The organism is Pseudomonas thivervalensis (assembly GCF_001269655.1).
In the GTDB taxonomy this organism is placed as follows: Bacteria; Pseudomonadota; Gammaproteobacteria; order Pseudomonadales; family Pseudomonadaceae; genus Aquipseudomonas; species Aquipseudomonas thivervalensis.
The window spans coordinates 195,917-216,407 of record NZ_LHVE01000001.1; the positions used below are offsets into that span (position 1 = coordinate 195,917).

25 protein-coding genes and 1 tRNA gene are annotated in these 20,491 nt (G+C 54.2%); 12 read left to right on the top strand and 14 right to left on the bottom strand.

Features of this window, described 5'->3' with window-relative positions; all coding sequences use genetic code 11:
• Positions 1 to 13 precede the first annotated feature (13 nt).
• The 3 genes from AD659_RS00775 to AD659_RS00785 are packed head-to-tail and all read left to right on the top strand — an operon-like array spanning position 14 to position 1,457.
• Positions 14 to 451 (top strand): GNAT family N-acetyltransferase, encoded by a 438-nt coding sequence (locus AD659_RS00775; RefSeq protein ID WP_172681699.1) that lies wholly within the window; start codon positions 14 to 16, stop codon positions 449 to 451.
• The gene (locus AD659_RS00780; protein WP_053117411.1) at positions 448 to 1,161 is read left to right on the top strand and encodes an AzlC family ABC transporter permease; all 714 of its coding nucleotides are present in this window, start codon (positions 448 to 450) and stop codon (positions 1,159 to 1,161) included. Before AD659_RS00775 ends, AD659_RS00780 begins: the two co-directional genes overlap by 4 nt.
• Positions 1,140 to 1,457, top strand: a complete 318-nt coding sequence (locus AD659_RS00785; protein WP_053117414.1) for an AzlD domain-containing protein — start codon at positions 1,140 to 1,142, stop codon at positions 1,455 to 1,457. The genes AD659_RS00780 and AD659_RS00785 overlap by 22 nt, the downstream gene beginning before the upstream one ends.
• Here AD659_RS00785 and AD659_RS00790 read toward each other — a convergent pair.
• Complete coding sequence (locus AD659_RS00790; protein ID WP_053117419.1) at positions 1,374 to 2,300, bottom strand: LysR family transcriptional regulator; 927 nt, start codon at positions 2,298 to 2,300, stop codon at positions 1,374 to 1,376. The genes AD659_RS00785 and AD659_RS00790 overlap by 84 nt on opposite strands.
• Before the next feature lie 353 nt (positions 2,301 to 2,653).
• Between AD659_RS00790 and AD659_RS28870 the strand changes: the two genes are divergently transcribed.
• The 3 genes from AD659_RS28870 to AD659_RS00800 all read left to right on the top strand — a co-directional run bounded on the left by AD659_RS28870 (position 2,654) and on the right by AD659_RS00800 (position 4,197).
• Entirely contained in the window at positions 2,654 to 2,929 is a 276-nt protein-coding gene (locus AD659_RS28870; RefSeq protein ID WP_082343491.1) for a type II toxin-antitoxin system RelB/DinJ family antitoxin, read from the top strand.
• Between the two features lie 180 nt (positions 2,930 to 3,109).
• Entirely contained in the window at positions 3,110 to 3,520 is a 411-nt protein-coding gene (locus AD659_RS00795) for an MbcA/ParS/Xre antitoxin family protein (RefSeq protein ID WP_003196771.1), read from the top strand.
• The gene (locus tag AD659_RS00800) at positions 3,520 to 4,197 is read left to right on the top strand and encodes an RES family NAD+ phosphorylase (RefSeq protein WP_053117423.1); all 678 of its coding nucleotides are present in this window, start codon (positions 3,520 to 3,522) and stop codon (positions 4,195 to 4,197) included. The genes AD659_RS00795 and AD659_RS00800 overlap by 1 nt, the downstream gene beginning before the upstream one ends.
• Positions 4,198 to 4,336: 139 nt before the next feature.
• On the opposite strand, the gene AD659_RS00805 is transcribed toward AD659_RS00800, so the two are convergent.
• The gene (locus tag AD659_RS00805; RefSeq protein ID WP_053117426.1) at positions 4,337 to 5,944 is read right to left on the bottom strand and encodes a methyl-accepting chemotaxis protein; all 1,608 of its coding nucleotides are present in this window, start codon (positions 5,942 to 5,944) and stop codon (positions 4,337 to 4,339) included.
• 265 nt (positions 5,945 to 6,209) lie between these two features.
• Complete coding sequence (locus AD659_RS00810; RefSeq protein WP_024619250.1) at positions 6,210 to 6,488, bottom strand: DUF3077 domain-containing protein; 279 nt, start codon at positions 6,486 to 6,488, stop codon at positions 6,210 to 6,212.
• Between the two features lie 196 nt (positions 6,489 to 6,684).
• Here AD659_RS00810 and AD659_RS00815 point away from each other — a divergent pair, with 196 nt between their 5' ends.
• From AD659_RS00815 to AD659_RS00830, 4 genes are all read left to right on the top strand, one after another.
• Entirely contained in the window at positions 6,685 to 6,954 is a 270-nt protein-coding gene (locus AD659_RS00815) for a hypothetical protein (RefSeq protein WP_153043928.1), read from the top strand.
• A gap of 119 nt (positions 6,955 to 7,073) precedes the next feature.
• Positions 7,074 to 7,499: a type II toxin-antitoxin system HicB family antitoxin gene (locus AD659_RS00820; protein ID WP_053117432.1), complete on the top strand. Its 426-nt coding sequence runs from the start codon at positions 7,074 to 7,076 to the stop codon at positions 7,497 to 7,499.
• A gap of 868 nt (positions 7,500 to 8,367) precedes the next feature.
• Positions 8,368 to 9,123 (top strand): serine/threonine-protein kinase, encoded by a 756-nt coding sequence (locus tag AD659_RS00825; protein WP_053117435.1) that lies wholly within the window; start codon positions 8,368 to 8,370, stop codon positions 9,121 to 9,123.
• Entirely contained in the window at positions 9,120 to 9,887 is a 768-nt protein-coding gene (locus tag AD659_RS00830; protein WP_053117438.1) for a PP2C family protein-serine/threonine phosphatase, read from the top strand. The genes AD659_RS00825 and AD659_RS00830 overlap by 4 nt, the downstream gene beginning before the upstream one ends.
• Positions 9,888 to 10,198: 311 nt before the next feature.
• Here AD659_RS00830 and AD659_RS28875 read toward each other — a convergent pair whose 3' ends face one another.
• The 6 genes from AD659_RS28875 to AD659_RS00845 form a co-directional block, all read right to left on the bottom strand.
• Positions 10,199 to 10,639 (bottom strand): hypothetical protein, encoded by a 441-nt coding sequence (locus tag AD659_RS28875; protein ID WP_082343492.1) that lies wholly within the window; start codon positions 10,637 to 10,639, stop codon positions 10,199 to 10,201.
• Positions 10,639 to 11,538 carry an STAS-like domain-containing protein gene (locus AD659_RS28880; protein WP_162277308.1) on the bottom strand — a complete coding sequence of 300 codons (900 nt, stop codon included), beginning with the start codon at positions 11,536 to 11,538 and terminating at the stop codon, positions 10,639 to 10,641. The genes AD659_RS28875 and AD659_RS28880 overlap by 1 nt, the downstream gene beginning before the upstream one ends.
• 205 nt (positions 11,539 to 11,743) lie before the next feature.
• Entirely contained in the window at positions 11,744 to 12,217 is a 474-nt protein-coding gene (locus tag AD659_RS00835; protein ID WP_053117441.1) for a hypothetical protein, read from the bottom strand.
• Between the two features lie 13 nt (positions 12,218 to 12,230).
• Positions 12,231 to 12,587 (bottom strand): ubiquitination-like system serine protease family protein, encoded by a 357-nt coding sequence (locus tag AD659_RS30410; protein ID WP_408003289.1) that lies wholly within the window; start codon positions 12,585 to 12,587, stop codon positions 12,231 to 12,233.
• Positions 12,584 to 13,984 carry a ThiF family adenylyltransferase gene (locus tag AD659_RS00840; RefSeq protein WP_053117443.1) on the bottom strand — a complete coding sequence of 467 codons (1,401 nt, stop codon included), beginning with the start codon at positions 13,982 to 13,984 and terminating at the stop codon, positions 12,584 to 12,586. The genes AD659_RS30410 and AD659_RS00840 overlap by 4 nt, the downstream gene beginning before the upstream one ends.
• On the bottom strand, positions 13,981 to 15,084 hold the full coding sequence (locus AD659_RS00845; protein WP_053117446.1) for a multiubiquitin domain-containing protein: 1,104 nt from the start codon (positions 15,082 to 15,084) through the stop codon (positions 13,981 to 13,983). The genes AD659_RS00840 and AD659_RS00845 overlap by 4 nt, the downstream gene beginning before the upstream one ends.
• Before the next feature lie 145 nt (positions 15,085 to 15,229).
• On the opposite strand from AD659_RS00845, the gene AD659_RS00850 reads away from it, so the two are divergent.
• Complete coding sequence (locus tag AD659_RS00850) at positions 15,230 to 15,544, top strand: helix-turn-helix domain-containing protein (protein WP_053117449.1); 315 nt, start codon at positions 15,230 to 15,232, stop codon at positions 15,542 to 15,544.
• Between the two features lie 6 nt (positions 15,545 to 15,550).
• Positions 15,551 to 16,438, top strand: coding sequence for an ImmA/IrrE family metallo-endopeptidase (locus AD659_RS00855; RefSeq protein ID WP_053117453.1), 888 nt, complete (start codon positions 15,551 to 15,553; stop codon positions 16,436 to 16,438).
• 60 nt (positions 16,439 to 16,498) lie between these two features.
• Here AD659_RS00855 and AD659_RS00860 read toward each other — a convergent pair whose 3' ends face one another.
• The 5 genes from AD659_RS00860 to AD659_RS00880 form a co-directional block, all read right to left on the bottom strand.
• Positions 16,499 to 16,774 (bottom strand): hypothetical protein, encoded by a 276-nt coding sequence (locus AD659_RS00860; protein WP_053117456.1) that lies wholly within the window; start codon positions 16,772 to 16,774, stop codon positions 16,499 to 16,501.
• Positions 16,771 to 17,751: an integrase domain-containing protein gene (locus AD659_RS00865; RefSeq protein WP_053117459.1), complete on the bottom strand. Its 981-nt coding sequence runs from the start codon at positions 17,749 to 17,751 to the stop codon at positions 16,771 to 16,773. Before AD659_RS00865 ends, AD659_RS00860 begins: the two co-directional genes overlap by 4 nt.
• A gap of 896 nt (positions 17,752 to 18,647) precedes the next feature.
• Positions 18,648 to 18,977: a hypothetical protein gene (locus tag AD659_RS00870; RefSeq protein ID WP_053117462.1), complete on the bottom strand. Its 330-nt coding sequence runs from the start codon at positions 18,975 to 18,977 to the stop codon at positions 18,648 to 18,650.
• A 501-nt stretch (positions 18,978 to 19,478) separates the two neighbouring features.
• Positions 19,479 to 19,554, bottom strand: a tRNA-Thr gene (locus AD659_RS00875).
• 75 nt (positions 19,555 to 19,629) lie between these two features.
• Positions 19,630 to 20,454: an FkbM family methyltransferase gene (locus AD659_RS00880; protein WP_053117465.1), complete on the bottom strand. Its 825-nt coding sequence runs from the start codon at positions 20,452 to 20,454 to the stop codon at positions 19,630 to 19,632.
• Positions 20,455 to 20,491 lie beyond the last annotated feature (37 nt).

The following is a 20,491-nucleotide window of genomic DNA, read 5'->3' on the forward strand; positions in this document are numbered from 1 at the left end:
ACGGCTCGAACCCATGGACGACCCGACGCAGCAGGTCCTGTTGCGCCGGGCCATGGTCCGGGACGCCGAGCGGCTGGAGCGGTTCCTTCGTGGGTTCGACGAAGTGTCGTTCTGCGAATGGCAGGATGCCCGATTCTTGCGCGGTGTGTTGTTGCAGGACACCACCACCGCGTACCTGGCCATCGATGCGAGCGGTGAAGTGGTCGGCGCGGTGATCGGCGGCATGCTCGGTACCCGTGGCACGATCAATCACTTGGCGGTCAGCCCGCAGCATCGCACCAAGGGCCTGGGCCAGCGGCTGGTTGAGGCCGCATCGGCTGACATGAAACGGGTAGGCGTGCTGCGCATGTTCCTTTTCGTCGACGATGCTAATCTGGCTGGCAAGCGTTTCTGGGCCGCCCAGGGGTTCTGTGAGCCCCGGGGTGAAATCACCTTCGAGAGGGATTTATGAACAAGACTTCCAGCCAGCCGCTGGCGGTCGAACCACAAGCCTCGCGTACCTTTGCTGAAGCCAGTCCGGTGGTAGCGGGTTATTTCACGGTTTCGTTTGTGTTCGGTCTGATGGCGGTCAATGCCGGGCTGCCCTTGTGGTTGCCGGTAGCGATGTGCCTGTTCGTCTACGCGGGCGCTTCGCAATTCGCGGCGCTGGCGTTGATTTCCAGCGGTGCCTCGCTGACCACCATCGTGCTCACCACGTTCCTGATCAATGCCCGGCACATGCTGATGTCGGTCTACATGGCCAAGGCCCTGCGTGCGCTGGGGCTCAGTCGTTTCGAGCGCTGGTGCTACGCGGCGGGGCTGACGGACGAGTCATTCGCGTTCCACAGCGTCAAGCTCGGCAGCGGGGCGCCGGTGAGCGTGCGCTATCTGGTCGGCTTCAACCTGTTCTGCCACACCTCCTGGGTGCTCGGTGGCTTGCTGGGCGCCGTATGCGCGCAATATGCGGCGCACCTCATCAAATACCAGCTCGACTATGCGCTGACGGCGATGATGCTTTATGTGCTGGTTTCGTTGTGCGACACCCGCAACAAACTGATCGCGGCCCTGGCGGCTGTCGTCTGCATGGGCGGGCTGAGCCTGCTGGGCAGTTCGCCGTTCAATGTCTTCATTGCCACGTTCGTTGGCTGCGGGGTGGGCGTATGCCTGACCAAACGTTCTTGATCCTGGTCGTGGTCCTGATGATGGCCGTGACCTTCCTGCCGCGCGCCCTGCCGTTGCAGATCAATACCGACCACTGGCCGCCCTTCGTCGCCCGTGCCCTGGAATACCTGCCTGTGGCGATCGTCGCTGCCATCAGCCTGACCCCGTTGTTGATCAAGGACCAGCAGATACAACTCGATCGCCCTGAGTTTTATGCCGCGATCCCGACGCTGTTATGTGCGTATTTCAGCCGCAACCTGTTTCTCAGTGTGGCGGTGGGCACGGCGGCGTACATCGCGCTCGGTTCGTTCCTGTAGCGTCAGGTCCACCACATCGTGCAGCGCCTGGCCAGACAACTCCGGGTTGTTCACCGCCAGGCGGACCTCAAGGAAATCCTCGAAGTCCGGGAAAATCGCCAGGCCGTTGCGCAGCGCCGCCTCCCGGGACACCAGCCCCAAACCATCGAGCTGCGTGATCAACGACAACGTCAGCGTCTCGCTGCAGGAATACACCATGCGCTGGCTCGACCCGTATTCACCCAGGCCAGCGTCGAGAAAGCGCAGGAAACTGTGGGAATACGGACATTCTTCTGCCGGGCGCACCTGAAACTTGTCACCGAGCAGGCCAAGGGAATCGTCTTTATCGCCACAATGGGCACCGACCACCCGCACCTGCACATCCGGCATGGTGATGCTGGTAAAACCACCCTGTTGCTGTCCGATGAGGATTGCCAGGTCAAAATCTTCATTCCTGAGCTTGCTCAGGTTCTCCATCGATTCGGCGTAGCTGAACTCCAGCTGATACTGGGGAAATACGGCGATCAGCCGTTCGATCATTCGCCGGTTGAACTCCGCCGGCAGGGTGGTATTGAGCGCCACTTTGAGCGTGCGCTGTCGCGGCGTCTTGAGCGCCGCGACTTTTTCTTCCAACTGTCGGGTGGCAATCAGCACCTGATCCATGAAGGGGGTCAGCTCCGAGCCCTGGCTCGTCAACGTCAGGCCCTTGTTCGAGCGCCGGAACAACCGGAAACCGAACTGTTCCTCGACCTTGTTCAACTGCGCCGCCAACGCCTGCACCGTGAGGCACGAATGCTCGGCCGCTGCCGACAACGAGCCGGTCTGCACGATACGCATGAGGTTGCGTAGGGTTCTGCTATCCATGAGGTAATGCCCTCTGCTTAAGTGGGCTCGCTATTGTTGTGCACCTGGGCCGGGCCAGGCGGTCATGCTGGCTATCATCATGCACCTTTTCACGCTTGTCGCGATTTTGTGCCGAAAAGCGCCGGGAGGCGATGGTTGGAGCTTATTCTGGATTTGGGGATTTTGCCCAGTCGATGCTGGCCGGGATCAGTTAGCAGGGTCATAGGTGGACTGTCTTGCGAAAAATCCTGCGTGAGTCTCGGAACACTCCCAACATCATGGCTGATCGCTCTGATATTCGTCCTTGGACACTCAGGTTGAAATAAGCCACATCGCGAGCTTATGCAGCTACAAATTAACGGTGAGGTGCTTTCATGAAAACATTTTCAAAAAACACTGACGTGCGTTGCCGCATTGATGAAACCTTGGAGGCCCGTGCCACTGAGGTTTTGAACGCCTGTGGATTGAGTGTTGGCGATGCGATGCGTCTTTTCCTGCGCCAGGTTGTTGAGACTCAAGGGCTTCCATTCGAGGTACGAGTGCCTTCGGATAAGACCGCCCGGGCCATGATGGAGGCACGGGATATCCGTCAATGGTTCGACTCGATAGATGCGCGTTGTCAAACGGGTAAGGCGACGCGATATGAATGAGGGACGTCATATAATTGGGAGCATTCACGCCCGGACCTGGTTACGTTTGTTGACTTGGGAAGTCATGCCGAATTGTTCAAATAGGGGATCTGTTGAGTCCACTTGCGAATAAAAACTTAAAAATAATCCACATCTGTACTATCCTCTAGGCTCCACCCCGCGACAAAGGAGCCCAAACCCATGGCGACTTCCTCCATTACCCTCAACGCACAGCAACAATTGGATTCCCCGGACGCGGGTCGAGTCGCGTTGAAGTTTTTCTTCAACCTCATGGCGCTGTGGGGCTGCAGCGTCGAACAGCAGCGTACGCTGTTGGGCAAGGTGGGTAACACGACCTTCTACAAATACAAGCAATTGCCGGAAAACGTGAAGCTGCCTCGCGATACGCTGGAGCGCATTTCCTACCTCATGGGTATTCACAAGGCCCTGAGCATCATCTTCAGCAACAGCCGGGACCGTGCCTATCAGTGGGTCAGCAGCCCGAATACCGCTGCACCGTTCAACGGCCAGTCGGCCCTGTCCTACATGTTGACCGGGCGGGTGGTGGACATCGCCGACGTGCGGCGATACCTCGACGGAGTGCGCGGCTGATGATGCCACCACTGGCGGACCCGAAATGGAAACGGGCCTATCGGATCGTCAACAGCAGCTTCCCACCGATTTCGCTGTTTGAAGACGTACTCGACCCTGAAGACCTGCCCACGGCCTACGCCCTGGAAGCGCTGACCAACGATCGGCTGATGGAACAAGCCGGCGTGCTGTCCCGGGTCCGCCCCGAGGACCGCGTTTCCGGGCCCGGCTCCTCGCCGGTGATGGCGGCGTTTACCCACATCGGCAAAAGCAGCCGCTTCAGCGATGGCACCTTCGGCGTCTACTACGCCGCCAGCAGCCAGGAAGCGGCCATCGCCGAAACCTGCTACCACCAGGCACGATTCCTCGGCGCGACCAACGAGCCAGACCTGGAATTGACCATGCGCACCTACGTCAACAAAGTCGTCAAACCCCTGCACGACATCCGCCACGACTACCCCCACCTCCACGACCCGGACCCTACCGCCTACGGCCCATCCCAAGTGTTCGCCCGGCAACTGCGGGAAACCTTGTCGTGGGGCCTGCTGTACAACAGCGTCCGTTTGCCTGGCCACGAATGCGTGGCGGCATTTCGGCCGCCGGCGGTTTCGATTCCGGTGCAGGGTAAACATATTCGGTATGTCTGGAGCGCCCAGAAGCGGGAGATTTCGTTTGTGTTTGAGGTGAGTCAGGTGTGAGTCAGGTTTTTGGGGTGTTTTATGGCTGGGCAATAATTATTGCCCAGCCATGATTTTCAATAATTCCCGAGTATTGAAAGCGGAGGCTGTTGCGCAGCCCAGCGGGAGCAAGCTACCTCGCCACAAAAGCGTCGATTGATCAAATCTTGAATTGCTGCACCGAAGCCTGCATCGATCCCGCTGCATCGTTCAATTGATCCGCCGTTTGCGTCAGATTGTGAATGGAACGGGTGTTTTCACGGGACTGCTCGGCAATCGACTCCACACGCTGGGCCATTTCATCACTGGCTTTGGACTGCTCGGCGATGGTCTGGGAAATTTCCTCCACCACTTCGGCCGCATGCCGGGCGCCGGTGCGGATTTCGCTGATGGACACCCCGGCCTGCTGGGCCAGGTTGACGCCTTCGTCCACACGGCTGACGCAGGCCTGCATGTTCGCCACCGCGTCTCGTGCGCTGGACTGGATGCGCTCGATCATTGCAGTGATTTCCTGGGTGGACTGCGTCGTGCGCGCCGCGAGGTTGCGCACCTCATCGGCCACCACCGCAAAACCACGCCCCGCCTCACCGGCGCGGGCGGCTTCGATGGCAGCGTTGAGGGCCAGTAAGTTGGTCTGTTCGGCGATGCTCTTGATCACCTGGATAATCGAATGAATGTCTTCGGATGAGGCGTCCAGCGCCGTGATCTTGCTGGACGACTGGTTGACCACCTCGGCGATCCGGTTCATGCCTTCCACCACCCCGAGGATCACCTGGCCACCGCTGCTCGCCAAATGCTCGGACTGCGCCGAAATCGTCCGGGCGCTGTCGGCGTGCTGATGGATCTGGCTGATGTTCGCCATCATCTGCTCCATGCTCGCCGCCATGCTGGTGGCGCTCTGGGCCTGTTGATCGGCGCTGGACACAATCTGCCGCGCCGTATCGCCCAAGTTCCGGGATGTACCGTGCAACTCATCGCTCTGGCTGCGGATCGTGGCGATCATCTGCCGCAAATTGGTCTGCATCTGCTCGATCACACCCTGCAACTGACCCAGCTCATCCTTGCTTTGAGCGCCCATCGACCGCTGCAAATCCCCTTGGGAAATCGCCTGGGTATTGAGGATGATCTTGTTCAGCGGTGTCAGCACCGCCTTGAGCAGGCTCCACGACAACAGCGCCAGCGCCACGCAGGTGGCCAGCAACGTTACGATTAGCCAGCGTTCCGAGGCCTGAATGCTGCCGTCCTGATGCTCACGCGATGACTGGGCCTGGTTTTCGATCAGCTCGCTCACCGCCTCGTTGCGCTCCTCCAACGCCGAAAACGCCCCGTCGAACTCCGCCCGCAACGCCAGGCCATCCTGGGCACCACTCAGTGCCTTGCCAATGATTTGCTTGGCTTTGTCGATGTAGGTTTCGACCTGCGGTTTGAGCTCGCCAATCGCCTTGGCAACATCCCCCGGCAACTTCGCCTCGGCGTTTTCAGCGATGACCTTGCGCATCCGCTGCGTATGCTCGTCGAACGCCTCCAGCACATCCTTCGACCCCTGGGCATCTCCCGGCTTCACCAGCAGGGCGGCCAGCACATCGGCACGAATGGCGTCGTGCATCATGTCCGCCTCCATGTGCTTGCGCATGGCCGAAATACTGGTCTCGTTCTGCACCAGGGCTTCGGTCATGGAGTGATAACCCCACAGCCCGATACCGCCAAGCAGCAACGCAAAAGAAAGACTGACCAACCCCGAGCTTATGACCTTGGTGCGGATCTTCATCGCTTACTGCTCCTGGAGCGGGGATGTCTGGGCAAGTGTAGTTGAGCGCCAGCAGAGCCTTGGGACAGGCCAAGCTCTTATCTGAGGCTATCGGCGGGGGAGTTGATTAGATGAATACGCTGCAAGCTGTTGGGCCAGGGACAGGATGAACCCGTGGCGAGGGAGCTTGCTCCCGCTGGGCTGCGGAGCAGGCCTTCTTTATTTCGTGGTTACTGAGGAAAGCCCAACGCTGCCCCGCTCGTGAGCAGCATTGCGTCTGCGGCCCTTAAGCCGGATTGCTCCCCGGCGCCTCCAGCACCTTCACCACATCATCGATGACGGCCTTGCTCATATCCTGCAAATAACACGACGCCCAGGCATACCGATCCGTACTGCGGATCATCGCCGCGTCCTCGGCCAGGACCTTGGCAACGTGGAGCAGGTCGGAGGCGTGGGACAGGGCTTCGCCGATGGGAATGCCGCTGTTGACGCGGAATAGCGGGCGGTCGGAGTGGTAGCAGAAGGGGGTTAGGCCTGGGGTTTTGAGGTCTTGCGGATTTGGCATTGTCTGGCTCCTTGACTATGAGAGCCGCAACCGTCCTTTCCTACGGGATTGGGTGGCGCAGCTGATGCGCCTTGATTTACTCGGGTTTCCTACGCCCGGTCGCTGAATTGGCAGCGACGGTTGGAGAGTAGCGGGCGATTGGGGAGGCTGCAATCGTGGCGCGATGCTGGCGGGTGAGGTTTAGGTATTTTTATGGATGGGCAATAATTTGCCTCGCAGTCGAAATGCCGGGCTGTCGACGCGCGAAGCGGTTGGAGGAGATTTTCAAATGAATTATGAATGCGAGCAATTTCAGCAGGACGTGTTCGACTCTGAACATCAAATGACAGAGGGAGAAACCTTGGCCAACCAGGGCCAATTGTCCTCTGAGTCGGCCCTGATGAGCGATGATGTAGCCTTGATCCGTAACGCGCGAGAACGGCTTGCTGCTCCACAACGAGTTAAAGTTTCAATGGATGATCTATAGCCCTGAATTCGTTGGGCAGGAATGACACAGTCTGTACGGACCGGACACAGTCGGAAGGGTGCCTTCCAATGAGATTTTGAGGGTAGCTGTTCCGGTAGTTGTGGTAGAGGAGAGGCGGCATGTTTGAATATGCGTTGGACATTCACGAGGAGCCGGGCTGCGTCTGGCTGTCGTGCGCGGAAATTCCGGAAATGCACGCCGCTGGCGATAATCTCGCAGACGCCTTGGACGGTGCCCTTGATGCGATCGAGACAGCACTGTCCATCTACGTCGATGAACGTCGGGCAATTCCCGACGGTAAACCAGATGGGAAGACAGGCCATTTCCTGCTCCGCCTGCCTGCTCTAACTGCAGCCAAGGTTGGGCTGTGGAATGCGCTTCTGGAGTCTGGAATGAGCAAAGCCGAGCTGGCGCGCCGCCTGGACGTACAAAGGCCTCAAGTAGATCGTCTGGTCGACTTCTTGCACCACTCCAAGATCGAGAACGTCGAGCGCGCCTTGGAGCAACTCGGTCGCCGCCTCTCGCTTTCAGTGGAAGCAGCCTAGGCCCAGTGGCTGATCGCTGGTGACAAGCCCCCACAACGTCGCTGTCGGGGGCATTTTTGTACCTGGACATTGGGAGGTGGGTGCTTCGATTGCCATTGTGGGAGAGGATCACTGGCAAAAAATGTTGTTTGGTTGAGCTGGTGCAGGAAAGGCTGCCGATTGTCCTGGTTGGAAGATTGTCGGTGGGTTTGACGGCCTCATCGCGAGCAAGCTCGCTCCCACAGGTTTTTCAGCGGGTGGATAAAAAGTGAACACCCCAGAAACAACAAAGCCCTCGCATTTCTGCGAGGGCTTTGTTTTGTATGGTGCGGCACCAGACGAACGGTATGTTTCGGGGAGGCCAGGATTTTCGGGCGTCTGGATTTCGGTGGAAAATTCGGCGTACCCCAACTAGTAACTATAAATAAATCAGCTAGTTATGGCGTTCGGTGGAATCGAATCGGGGATTTATAAGGTGTTAGTACGTTGTCGGTCTGCAAGTAATTCAGAGCCGCATACGGAATGGTAAACCTCCCGAATTCGAACGTTGTTGATCATCCCCTCCGTCGAGAATAGGTAGGAATCCGCCAAAAGCTGCCGTGGCGACAGGCAGCAGACGGCCATAAGCGGTCATTCAAACACACAGGAAACCGGGGCAATTCAGATCGTTTGGCTACCGCCGCAGGCTTGTAGCGAATGGTGGATCCAGCCAGGCTAGCCATGCTCCTGAAAAAAAGAGCTGTCAGTGGGCTTTTCAGGTAGACACGCTGCACAGCAAATTATGGCATGATGACATCACAATGAGCATATATAGCTGACGCTACACAATATCTTCAGCATCTCGTTTCAATTTAATCGGTTGAATTTTTTATAAAGCGTGGATCAGGGAATGGATGGCTATCACGGAAACTACAAATACAGAATAATCGAGAAAATTGGAGAAGGAGGCTTTGGATTTGTTGAAAAAATTGAGCTATTCAACATTGCCGATAATAGATGCGGTGAGTACGCCCGCAAGTCCCTCAACGATCTGGAACCTGATCTTCGGGATGAGTTCCGAAGACGTTTTGCACGAGAGGTATCATACCAAGCCTCTTGTGTGCACACCAATGTAGCCCACATTTATCTGTGCGACCTCAAGTCTGATCAGCCATGGTTCATTATGGATCTAGCGGCCGGAGATCTACAGAAAGATATTGATAAAGGCATTTTAACTGCCGCTCAAAAAATCGATGTGCTTCTAATGGTCGCGGATGGCCTTATATATTTGCATTCTTTGGATTATCTCCATCGCGATATAAAACCATCTAACATTCTTAGATTTAAGGACGACATCTATAAGGTGTCTGATTTTGGGCTAGTTAAGAACTTAGATAAAAGCTCCGAGTCCGAAGTTATCACAAAAATTGCGACAGCAATGGGCACAGCTAAATACATGGCGCCAGAGATAGGGATCGCAGGGGAATATAGCAAAAGAACAGATATTTTTGCACTAGGTGTTCTCTTAGAGGATTTGGATATGTTAGACAATCCAGGCATCCATGAAGTATTTAAGAAGAGCACTGCTCGGCGGCCTCCTGATCGCTATTCAGAAGTGCAAGAAATGCGAAATGAATTTGTTGCCGCCATCGGAGAAAGCAAATGATTAAGCTATTAAGCTCAAGTGCGTTCTCATTCCCCAAAGAGCCTGCGCGAAAAAACGAAGATTCTATTTTGCCGCCACGCAAGGTAGGTAGTGGTTTTTTGATGGCTATAGCAGATGGCGTAGGGTCGTATGCCGGGGCAAGCAGCGCGTCCGAGTCTGCTATCGAATATTTGACAAGTTTGCAATCCGCAGCGTTCGAAAGTTCTGATGCTATCGAGAAAATTTTCGAACAAATAAAAATTCGTGTTTCAAACCTGACCATCGAAAATCCTAGCTACTTTGATGCAGCTACGACTTTGACGTTCTGCTATGCGGGAGAGAAAGGAATAAAAATTGGTCATATCGGAGACTGCCGAGTTTATCTAAAAAATGACCGCAAGCTTCTGCAGGTTACTAAAGATCATACCCAACACCAAAAGCTGATAGACGAAGGGTTATATAAGCCTTCTGAGCTCAAAGAAGCCAGCGGCAAAAACACCCTGATTTCAGCTATATCAAAAAAAATCAACCTCCATTTCCAAGAAGCTTTCTTGAGTTACGATGAAATTTGCGCACAGGATGGAAGTGTGAGCTTGTTCATAATGTCAGATGGGGCTTATCATTCTTGGGAATTAAGACCTCGCTTTTTGGAAAGTACTTTGGAAGATCCAAACCGGTTTGCGGCAAACCTGCGCAGACGTATTATTCGATTGGAACCCACCGACGACTGTTCTCTGATAGCCGTTAAGTTGACAATAAAATCCCAGCTTGAATTGTTTGATTAGGTTGCATGCAAACATCTGGCTGCATTATATATCAGACTTATAATGCAGCCAGATAGTTTATCTACATAAACTAGCAAGCCGAGCATGTGATACGGATGATCATGCTTTTCGGCTTCGCCATAATTAACTGTTGCCATCAGTAACCATGGCCGCGCATCAACGCTATTGCTAGTCAATAGCTGCCTTTGGCCCAGGCTTGTGGCGACCGGCGCCCCCCCCCCCCCCCAATCTAAAGAAGTCGGTTGCTTGGGAACAAGTTTGCAGGCGGCTAATTACATACGGCTTTGTATATAAATGGATTTGTTTATCTTTCAATAAAGACCGCCTCTAGTTTCCATAAGCTTTATTTTAAGTTTCTCGCCGTCGACCATAATTCGTCTGATACGCTGAGGGTCCGAGGAATTACAATCATCAAAATCACCTCCTGAGCAGCCGTCGAAAAATTCAGATAGCGGCTTTGATATAATCTGAGTGCTAAAGCCTCTATACTGCCCATCTAAATAATTGGTTAACAGCGAAAGTTTTGCCTGCAAACCAAGAATATACTGTTTGTCATGAGGTTCGGCCTCCTTTTTTTGGGCCCAAAATTTACATGCGGCGACTTCAAGTTCGCCAATCAATTTGCAAAGCTCTTCTATCCTTTTTGAGAAATCCTGAGATCTAACTGTGTACCTAGTGCGCCAGTAGTTAGTTATCACTGCTACCACCGCGCCAATAATCGCTGAACTAACACTTATGGCGTATGCACTCATTATTTACTTGCCTCATCAATGTACGTCCAAACTTGATGTGGTAGATGAAAATCCTCATTTGAGATCAGATTCAGTCTCCCTTTCAAGCTTGATGCGGAGTGTCCGTGCCTTATTAATCCCGCGAATGCTTCTTCCAGAAAAGAGGCTCCATATCCATATGTACCATCTAGACTCACAGTAACTGTTTGGTATTTTTCTAAAGCTGGTGACAAGAAATCATTAAGAAATGCTTCTGCAGAGTGTGCGCCATCGGCTAAATATCTTCCGGCAGGATATTTACTGAACTCTTTGGCAATATCTATATCTCCATGTTGTAAGAGCTCAGTTGGAACGGTTTTGGGAAAAATCACAATCTCGACCGAGGTACCAACTCTCAGAGTTGTATCAGCAGAGAGTTCATTTTTTTCGTTTGTGCAATATAGAGTTCCGCGACGACTAGATATTTTTATAGATTGGAAGAAACCCTTTGAAACAAAGTCGAAAATTGAGTTAAGCCCACGCCCTCGCCCCGACTGTTTGGTCGACGATTTAGTTGAAAAAACCGCATCGGCAATTATCTGGACGTCAGTTTTAGTATGTGAACTTATCGTCAGGTCATGCTCTTTCGATATCTCATTTAGAATTGACTGTGGAATGGTTACACCGTAGTCCAATACAGTAATGACCAGAGATCCACTTGCGGTTTCACATATGGCAATCTCACAAGCGAGATCTTGCACTGGCTTAAAGTTATCCGGGTAAGCATGCTGTGTAATATTGGCTACCAGTTCTGTTATGGTAGAATAAAGCGCTTGGGTGCGTGCGCGATCAAGATTATTGACATGTGCCGCAACTGCATCCACAACCTCAACAGCGATACTTAAGTCCACCCTTAAGCAAGCCCATCTCTTAACTTCCATGATTACTCCATCGCTTGTCAATTTAAATGCCAAGGGCATGGCCTGGTTTTTTCTGATATATCGAGTTGCATCGCATAGGGCAAGGGTGAATATCTTCAGGTTTTCCAGACTAATTTATAGAAATTTCTACTCAATAGACAGTCTGCTTTGGGCAAAATTTTGCCTATCAAACGAAGGACAGCAATCGACCCTTTGCAGGTCGAGCTCATGTTAGATGGGTGCGACTCTTAACGACCGTCTGCTGGACTATCCGGCGATTAATCTTCTCCTTCCATGCCAACTGGTTTGCTGAGAGCTTTCGGCTTCGCATCGTTTGAAGAAGAAAGCTGTATTCCTTTTCGCTGTAGAGATAACCCATCTTCCACGCATGCTCGATCAAGTCGTGATTTGCATTCGCCTTGAGGTCGCCCGCGATGCGCTTGAGCCCCTCAAACAAATTGCCGGTATCGATCTGGAGAAAGCGGTTAATGCAGACGTTACCGACATAGGTTTGATTGCCATTCAAGCTGTTCCTGATATAGCAGTGTTCTTTTATGTCCTGACCACAGGGGCACTGATCGAAATCCTCAGTCACCTCGACAGCCACAAGCTTCCACTCTCGACGCGCCACATCGAAAATGTTTGAGACGGAAAGACTCAAGATGTGAGCTTTTAGTTTCTCGAAATTTTGGCTGTCCATTGCAGCACCTCTCCTAGCCTGTTTTACCGCACCAATGAATATGTCCCTTCCTGATCCAAAAATGAGAGCGACATCCTGTAGTTCTCCAGATGGACGGATGTAGGGTAGGTCTATTTTCAGTATCCACAGAAAGAGTCCAACTCTGCCTTGCGTCTTTGATCAGAGCTACCTCAAGGACATCCCCACAGCCACACGGGCACATGAATGCAGCTGACCAGCTTTCTCCATCATCAACCAGATGGATCAGCTGATTCGGGCGGATGTATTTCGGCAGAGTGTCGCCTTCGACTCGGTAAGTCCGGAGCTCCGTTTCAAACCATCTGGAGACAACCTTCCGAACTGCAGCCCAAATCCGAGCCAGCCAGATCATTGTTCGCCTCTCAGAGAGGGTAGACCCAGTAGAGGTTCGCTTAGGCCAGAACCCAGTGTTAACGATTTTTCGGCGGCAAAGTCAGCTTCTGAAAAGTACTCGAACTCCTTCTCGGCCAGACTAAACATGGTTCGTGCACAGCGACTATTTCCATCCAGGCGATATGGGTAGAGCCTGGCTATCAGCTCCTGAACAACCATGCTTGCGGCCTGCATGTTAACGGTGATCACTGACGGAGCTTGCTCTAGACTGCCGGGCATATAGCCGGCCTTCACCTGTTCTGCATGGGCCGCAGGATCCCGTCGAGCTAACTCTTCCGCTCTCAGGGACGCTGGGGTATAGACCTTGCGGTCCAGTAAGGTCGACCCACCAGGCTGAACGTAGTCGACCCGACCATGGACATCGAGAATCGCGAGTTTGCCATTTTTGTCTCGGCGCACCGGAATGACTACTCCCACATCAAAGAGCGGCATCATGAACGCGGCGCCAATTGCATCGCAGATAAAGCGCCCCTCTTCACTGTCTACGCAACAGAACAGGATATCGGCCTCGGCCACAGCAAGAACTGCCTCCCTTGTAGCGACCGAAGTCGGCACGCATTGCAAGCGCATGTCGGGTCGAAAGCCAGCCACGGCCCTACGGAGCACGTTCACTTTCAACTGACCAGTAAGAGCATCAGCGACTGTGGAGTTGATGATCCGATTGAGGTTCCGATCTTCGACCTCGTCGAAATCAACGACTACCATTCCACCGAAGCCAATACGCGCGAGCTGTTCTGCAGCAATGCTGCCAGTGCCTGAGTAGCCAATTACCGCTGCAGCAAGCCTGCCCAACTCCGATCGCATTTGTTCTGAAAAAGCCATTGGGCGCTGCAAGGGCTGGTCGTCATCACTCCAGAAGAGATGGATATCGTCCCCATACACCGCTACCAAATTGATCGGTTCCATCTGATGATTGCAATCATATGTCCGGGCTTTGATGGCCCCTCCCGGCACCATGATCGCGCTCCCATGAACCACATCTGAATGATCACCTTGCTCGAGATTGGCAAACACCTGAGGTATGACCAAGGCATCAGATTCCGAGTCCGCAAGGGAGAAATCGTAGAATCCTCCTGGGTGGGAATGGATTAGTACGAGTGAAAGACCTTCAGATTCCGCTAGGTCGAGCGCCTCAAGAAGGCTTCTTCCAGGCCACTCAAGATGGTCATGAACTCGAGTGCACTGGCCATAAGGAACTAGCACTGCCTCCTTACACAATAACTTCAGCCTTTTCTCTGTCTGCATACGCTTGCAGAGTAAAATTGCCGCTGCTTCCAGACCGTCAGATGGAAGAAGGTGTTGTTGAAGGCGCGCATGCAGCGCGCCTGTCAATATCAACGTCGTGTTAGCACTCATTGCCCTAGCTCCCGGGCAATGGACTCGTCAACCAGCCCCATGTGGGAGATCACAGAATCGCGCACGGGAGACCACTGCCCTGGATTTCTGTGGCGAGACCAGCGCTGGAATTCGTCTCCGTTTACCACCTGACGATGTTCAGTTTGCGCAATCTGGCCACCGCTTTTCAAAGTGAGCGGCGGGTTGCAATAGAACATGTCGATCTCTGCGGCCGGGTAGTTCTGCGGAATTTCTATGGCCAGGCAGGTGCTTGTTTGGAGATATCCCGGCGGCACTGGGTAGTCCCGGATCAGCAACCAACGTCTGCCATCATCTACTGTTTCCCAAACCAGCCCCCGAGCATCCAGATAGGTCTCGTCTTTAGCCAGCAATACGAAATTCCGCAGCATGGAACACGCGACTTCGCCGTTATTGATCGTGTCAGAGAGGAGCTGAAGGCGCTCGATGCCAGGCTTCGTCAGGTCAATGCTGTCCGCCAATCCGACTTCGCGCTTGGGCTCGCCACGCACCTTCAGACGAATGATCCACCCCTGGTCCGGATCGATCCCGGCCAAGATCAGAGCATCGCGAACGATAATTTGCGACTCAGACGACTCGACGATTACCCCGTGTACATCCAGTTTCCATTTGCGCCGGCGGGTGTAAATACGCTCAACCCCTGGAGCCAGGAGATCAACAACATCTCCCTTCTCCAGTTGCAAATCAGGCTCATCGCGTCGTTCCAGCCACAATTCCATCGTTACTGGCACACGACCAACCTTACGAACGTCCTCTGCGCTGAGCGGGCCTGCCCAGGCAAAGCGTTCGTCGTTCAGCATGAAGTAGAAAACCCCATCTGCTTGCATCGCTAGAAATTCCGCTACCTGTTCGTTGCGAGGTAACGGGATGGTTTCGTCGAGGCCAAGCTCTTCGGTCGGCCCGTGTTCTGGCCAGCTCAAAAGTGCGTACTCTGTAGCTGGCTGCAAGTCAGCCGCAGCCAGAATCTGGCGAGCTGTAGGGGTCCAGTCGTGAACACCTACAAGCTCGCCATTAATTTTTACTACGGCGGCGCGGCTTGCGTTCGACTGATGAGATGGGTCGAGAGGAAGGTTGGTAGTCATTGCCTTGTTCTCCATCTAGATACTTTTTTGTTCGGTGGGACCGAACGACAGGGCCACAATGCTCCGCTCAGCCGTATCTGTCAACAGGTACGAATTCGTTCGTTATAATGGTATAGTGGTCGACCCACTTACGAAGGAGGCGCCCGTGGCATCACCCCTTGGAGAAAAAATTAACGCTAGGAGGCGGGATTTAGGCATGTCGCTGGAGCAGTTGGCGGCTCTTACCGAGTCGAGCAAAAGCTACGTGTGGGAGCTAGAGAATCGCGACAAGCCAAACCCGTCCTTAGACAAGGTGACCAAAATCGCAATGGCGTTGGGTCTATCGCCAGAATCGTTGCTAGGCTCTTCCTCTCCAGATCTGGCAGTAGAGGCGGACAAAGAGTTCTTCCGCAAATACCAAGACCTGGACGATAAGGACAAAGAGCGGCTTCGGAAAATGGTCGACGATTGGTGGAGCTGACTTAGCATGGCCATTACCCCTAAGAGCGAAGCGATTCGTATATCTCGAGTTTTGGAGCAGGTGTTAGGGGGTGACCGTTTTCCGGTCGATGTGAGAGCGTTAGCGCTCGAGTGGTCGTCGCAGACCTGTCCTGATCAGCCAATTCTGGCTATCAAAACAGTTCCGCTACCTTCGTTCGAGGGGATGCTAGCCAAGAGTCCGAAGGGTAATGGGTGGATGATCGGCGTTAACGAGGACGTTGAGTCGGAAGGCCGGATTCGCTTCACCATTGCCCACGAGTTTGGGCACTACATGCTCCATCGCGAACGCCAATCTCGCTTCAATTGCTCAAATCAAGACATGCACTCTTGGGATCCCCATGGGCGCGATATTGAGGTTGAAGCCGATACCTTCGCATCGTATTTGCTGATGCCGCTCAACGATTTCCGAGCACAGGTAGATGGGCATCCGTTCTCGATGGACTTGCTTCGCCACTGTGCAGATCGATACGGTGTTTCAGTCACCGCCGCCGCCTTAAAATGGCGTGAGGTAGCACCGGGTAGAGTTATCGTCCTATCAGCCAAAGACGGCTTCCTTGACTGGTCCTGCTCAAACGAGCGGGCATTCCGATCTGGTGCTTACTTCGCCACTCGGAACGAAACCATTGAACCTCCCGCTCAGTCAGTACTGAACAATGCGGTGCGATCAGCGACTGGAACGTCCTGTATCATTCCTGCGAACGCCTGGCTTTCGCGAGAATCAGCAGAGCTTGAAATTGAAGAACATGCCTTTGTAATCGAGGGTAGTGGATTCAATTACACGCTAGGAGTTTTGATCCTACCTGACATCGAAAGACATCTTATGGACGAAGATGAGCTGCTATCGCCGTTAACTGGAATCCCCTCGTTTCGATAAAGGTATAGGCTTCGCCGGCTATAAGCGAATGACCGCTTCTGGCCGTTTTCTGACCTTCGTTTAGAGGTTGAACTGCCAGGATTTTCCTAAGCGATGAGTTAGTAATTGCATGGTCAGCAAATAGTAATAGCGCGTCGATTGAGTGTGCTGGTTTAGGTGGTAATTCAAAAACCACGCAAGGTGTTTTCTCTGCCAAGTCCATGGATTGTCGCGTTGCCAGCGCTCAGCGATCGCTGTTTGGATGGCCTTCGCCTGATGCAGGTGGCGTTGGCGCGTGGTATGCGACCCGGTCAGGACGCCCGTCAGGAACAGATCCATATCGAATACCGTGCTCATGCGCGACCACCAATGTAAGCGGCCACCACGACGATACGGTTGTGCCCCAGCTCATAGCTGATTTGTACTCGGGCTTCCTGATCGAGACGTCGGTCGAGTTGATAGCAATGGCCACCGTTGATGGGGGCGGGATGGTGGGTGATTTGCTCATAGCGTTCGCACGCATAGGCTGCCCGCAATTCGTGGAAGCCTTTGAGGTTGTACTGATGGAGGATGTCCCGTGCAGGACGGACGATTCCCCGTTGGAAATCGAGGTAGCTTTCGTTCGGTGCAAGTAGGTTGCGGCTACCGTCGGGTGAGACCTGTTCGGCGAATCTCAGCGCCTCGCGAATATGATCATCCGCCCTGATCCAGCGAGGTGCCGAGGCACCTGAGCGGCCCCCCTTGGTGCCATCCTGGATGTTGATCTTGCCGTATTGTTCGGCCTCACGTTTTAAGCGCGGAAGGTCGGCCAAAATGGCCTCACGTAAGCGCATGCCGGTGGCTCGCGCTAATTGAGCGATGGCCGCGGCACGCGGCTGCTGGTGTGCGCAAAGCACCTCTACGACCCTCTTCACATGTTCGCGGTCTTGGCCTTTCGGCACCGAATGACGAACACTGGTGCGCCGCATTCCTAGCGCCTTGCTCGGACTCGATACTTTCACATACTGATCACCGCGAAGCGCTGCCAGGGTCCGATTGACGCTGGACAATCGGTTTTGCGCAGTGGCGATGGCGAGATCGCTGCGCTCAACCAGGTGACGCAGATGCTCCGCGTAATCCAGCAAGGTCTGCCGATCAATCTGCCGTGCGTCATTAATTCCCGGGCCATCCTCCGACCGACACCAGCGTACAAACGCCAGCCACCGATCACTGTGTGCTTTGACCGTCCCGTAATGCCCGCCGCCAAACAGATCACGTAGCGCCTGTGGCCCGGCATAACTCAGTTGCCGGCCATAGCCAAAATTGCGGCCATCTCGCCTACCCTCCAATCCCATGATCGAACTCCTCTTCAAGCCAAGCCGCTGAAACCTTCCCCACGTCATCCCGCCAAGAATGTTGAGTGTTATCAGGGATCAAGGCCCCTGCGACCTGTGAGGGTTGTCCACTAACGCGGGAATGGCGGCTCCTTACGACCGGGAGCTTGGGCATCTCATGATCTGGCCTCCTGAGCACTTCCGAGGAAGTGGGCGGGTGGAGGCTGCACTGGTTGACGAGACCAGCACCGCGAGATCCAGAGTCGGGTGAAGGCAGTGATGCGATGACCGGGGCATGCCTGACTGTCAGTCAGGTGCGGTCCATTCCGTGGGCTGCAGCACCATCATCTGCATCGCTGTTGCCGGTGACTTCGGTGTTTGTCACGCCGATTGTCACGAGGGGGAATGCCGCAAAGCCTTGTACGAGTTGGGCTGCAGCAGCGGTAGGAGCGCCCGTCTCTTTCCGGAAGAAAGAGACGGGCGCAGGTTGGCGCAATGAAATGGCCAAGCGGATAGGTTGCTGCAGGGCAGCTATAAAGGGGGATGAGTTGCCGCAGTGGCACTCTGGTAGAAGTAGGCATCCATCACATCGCTGTGACCGTGCGAGCCGCCGGACGCTAATCGCACTTTGGGAGAACCACCACGGTGTGGCGTAGCCTTAAAGGTTCTGGCTACCTGGGTTGCTGTCAACGACAGCGCTTTGCCCGATCTTTTCTACGCCTGTGGATAATTTGGGTCAAGGCTCGAATTTTCGGGAATTCTGCGGCTGTGGATGAAATTATCCACCGGTGGAAATCTATGGTTTTCCACAGACAATTTGCGTGGGCTTTAGATTTTTTAAATGAGGTCCATCCAAGCAGGGCGGCTTTGCAGCCCTGTTTGGATAGACCCGCGTGGTAGAGCAGATTGCGAGAGTCTTACGGATGTACGCTTACTTTATTGCGGCACTTTAAAAGCCAAAGCAGTGTTAGCACCGTCGGCCAAAACAACGTGTTGAGAATGTCGTGAGCGCTTGCCTGCCAGCGCCAGTATCCGAAGCTTCCTATATCGTCTCGCCGATCTACCCACTCGCCTGCACACGCAATGATGAAAACAACCAGCCAGCCAAGGTATGGCCTGAATCGTCGAGTGCCAACGATCAACGTCAAATAGACCGCCATACCCAAATAGATATGCAGCGCGTCTTTTGACAGTCCGGTTGCCGACACAATGGCGAGCTTGATGCTTTGTGCGGTTGAGATATCCATATCAATTCCTCCTCTCTGCGCCATTGCCAGACTTACGCTAGACCCCATTGCTGTTGACCTTTCCAGCCATTTGGAAAACCCATCAGTCTCGAATAATCCAACTCTTGCTGATCCATGATTTCGGCCAGGCGAAGCTTCCACCGGCTGTCTGGACTGATCAAGTCGGTTAGGTAGGCCAGCATCGTTCCAATTGCTGTTCTACGCTGAGGGCCGGTTTGTCGAAGGGCCTCATGTAGTTTTCTCCAGGCAAAAAAAACCCGCACGATTTGAGCTTGCTGACTGGGTCAACCTAGGCTTGGCGGGTGTGTTGGGATGCATTATAGGTAGGTGTAAGAGACCCTCAACGTTGCACTGACGTGAAATTATAACGAGCAGACGGTCGAGCAACGCAGGGCTGTCGATGCTGATAAAGCGGTGCTGGCCTTTATCCGGCTTTCAGGAGATTTGAATTCTTCCAGAAACAACGAAGCCCTCGCATTTCTGCGAGGGCTTCGTTTTGTATGGTGCCGGCACCAGGAGTCGAACCCGGGACCTACTGATTACAAGTCAGTTGCTCTACCAACTGAGCTATACCGGCGTGTGGGCGACGATTATAGCGATTGGGTGCGTTCTGTAAACCCCTGAATTCTGACTATTTTTGCACGACCCATGCTCAAGCGCGGCGCAGCAGGGTGCGTACTTTCTGCAAGGCTCGCCACGCACGGCTGTTTTGCATGGCGCGGAGTTGGGCTTCGGCCTCTTCGGCGCGTTGCAGGGCGGCGCTGAGTTGTTGGTCCGTGTCGTCGATGGGGTGGCTGAATTTGTGGCCTTTGCAGAGTTGGAAGCCGTCGAGGTTGCACGGGGGGATGTCGAAGGCGGCTTTGAGGGCCAGGTGTTCTTTGGCGAGGTAGTAGGTGTTGATGCCGTCGAACAGGATGGACTGGTAGCCGGCGTCGGTCACCAGGGTTTCCCAGGTCTGGTCGCGGGCCCATGGGGTTTCGATGAGGATGATCCAGGGGCGCCAGCGGGTGAAGTCCATGCCGCGCAGCACGGTTTCTTCGTGGCCTTCGACGTCGATTTTCAGGAAGTGGATGGGGCGGTCCTGGGCGTATTGCTCGCAGATGGAGGCCAGGGTGCGGGATTGGACGGTCTGGTTGCGCACGTCCATGCCGGCGTCGCGGTGTTGTTGGGCGATGCTGGCTTCTACCGTGGACAGGCCGGTGTCGGCGATGGTGTAGAAGGTCAGGCTGTCGGCGTTTTCGCCGGCCACGCATTGCAGGTTGATGTCGTGGGGGCGTTGTCGGCAGAGCGCGTCGTAGTAGGCTGGCACCGGTTCGATGTTGATGCCGCGCCAGCCGCGCTCGTAGAACGCTCGGGTGACCGAATCATCTGTCGGATGGTTGGCGCCGACGTCGAGGTAAAAGCCGTTTTCCACCGATTGAAGGGCGCGCCACAGGCGTATGTCTTCGAAGTTTTGTGCGTAGGAAATGAACGTCACGGCCAGTCCTTGAGTGCGTCGGCATTGTGTCAATCAC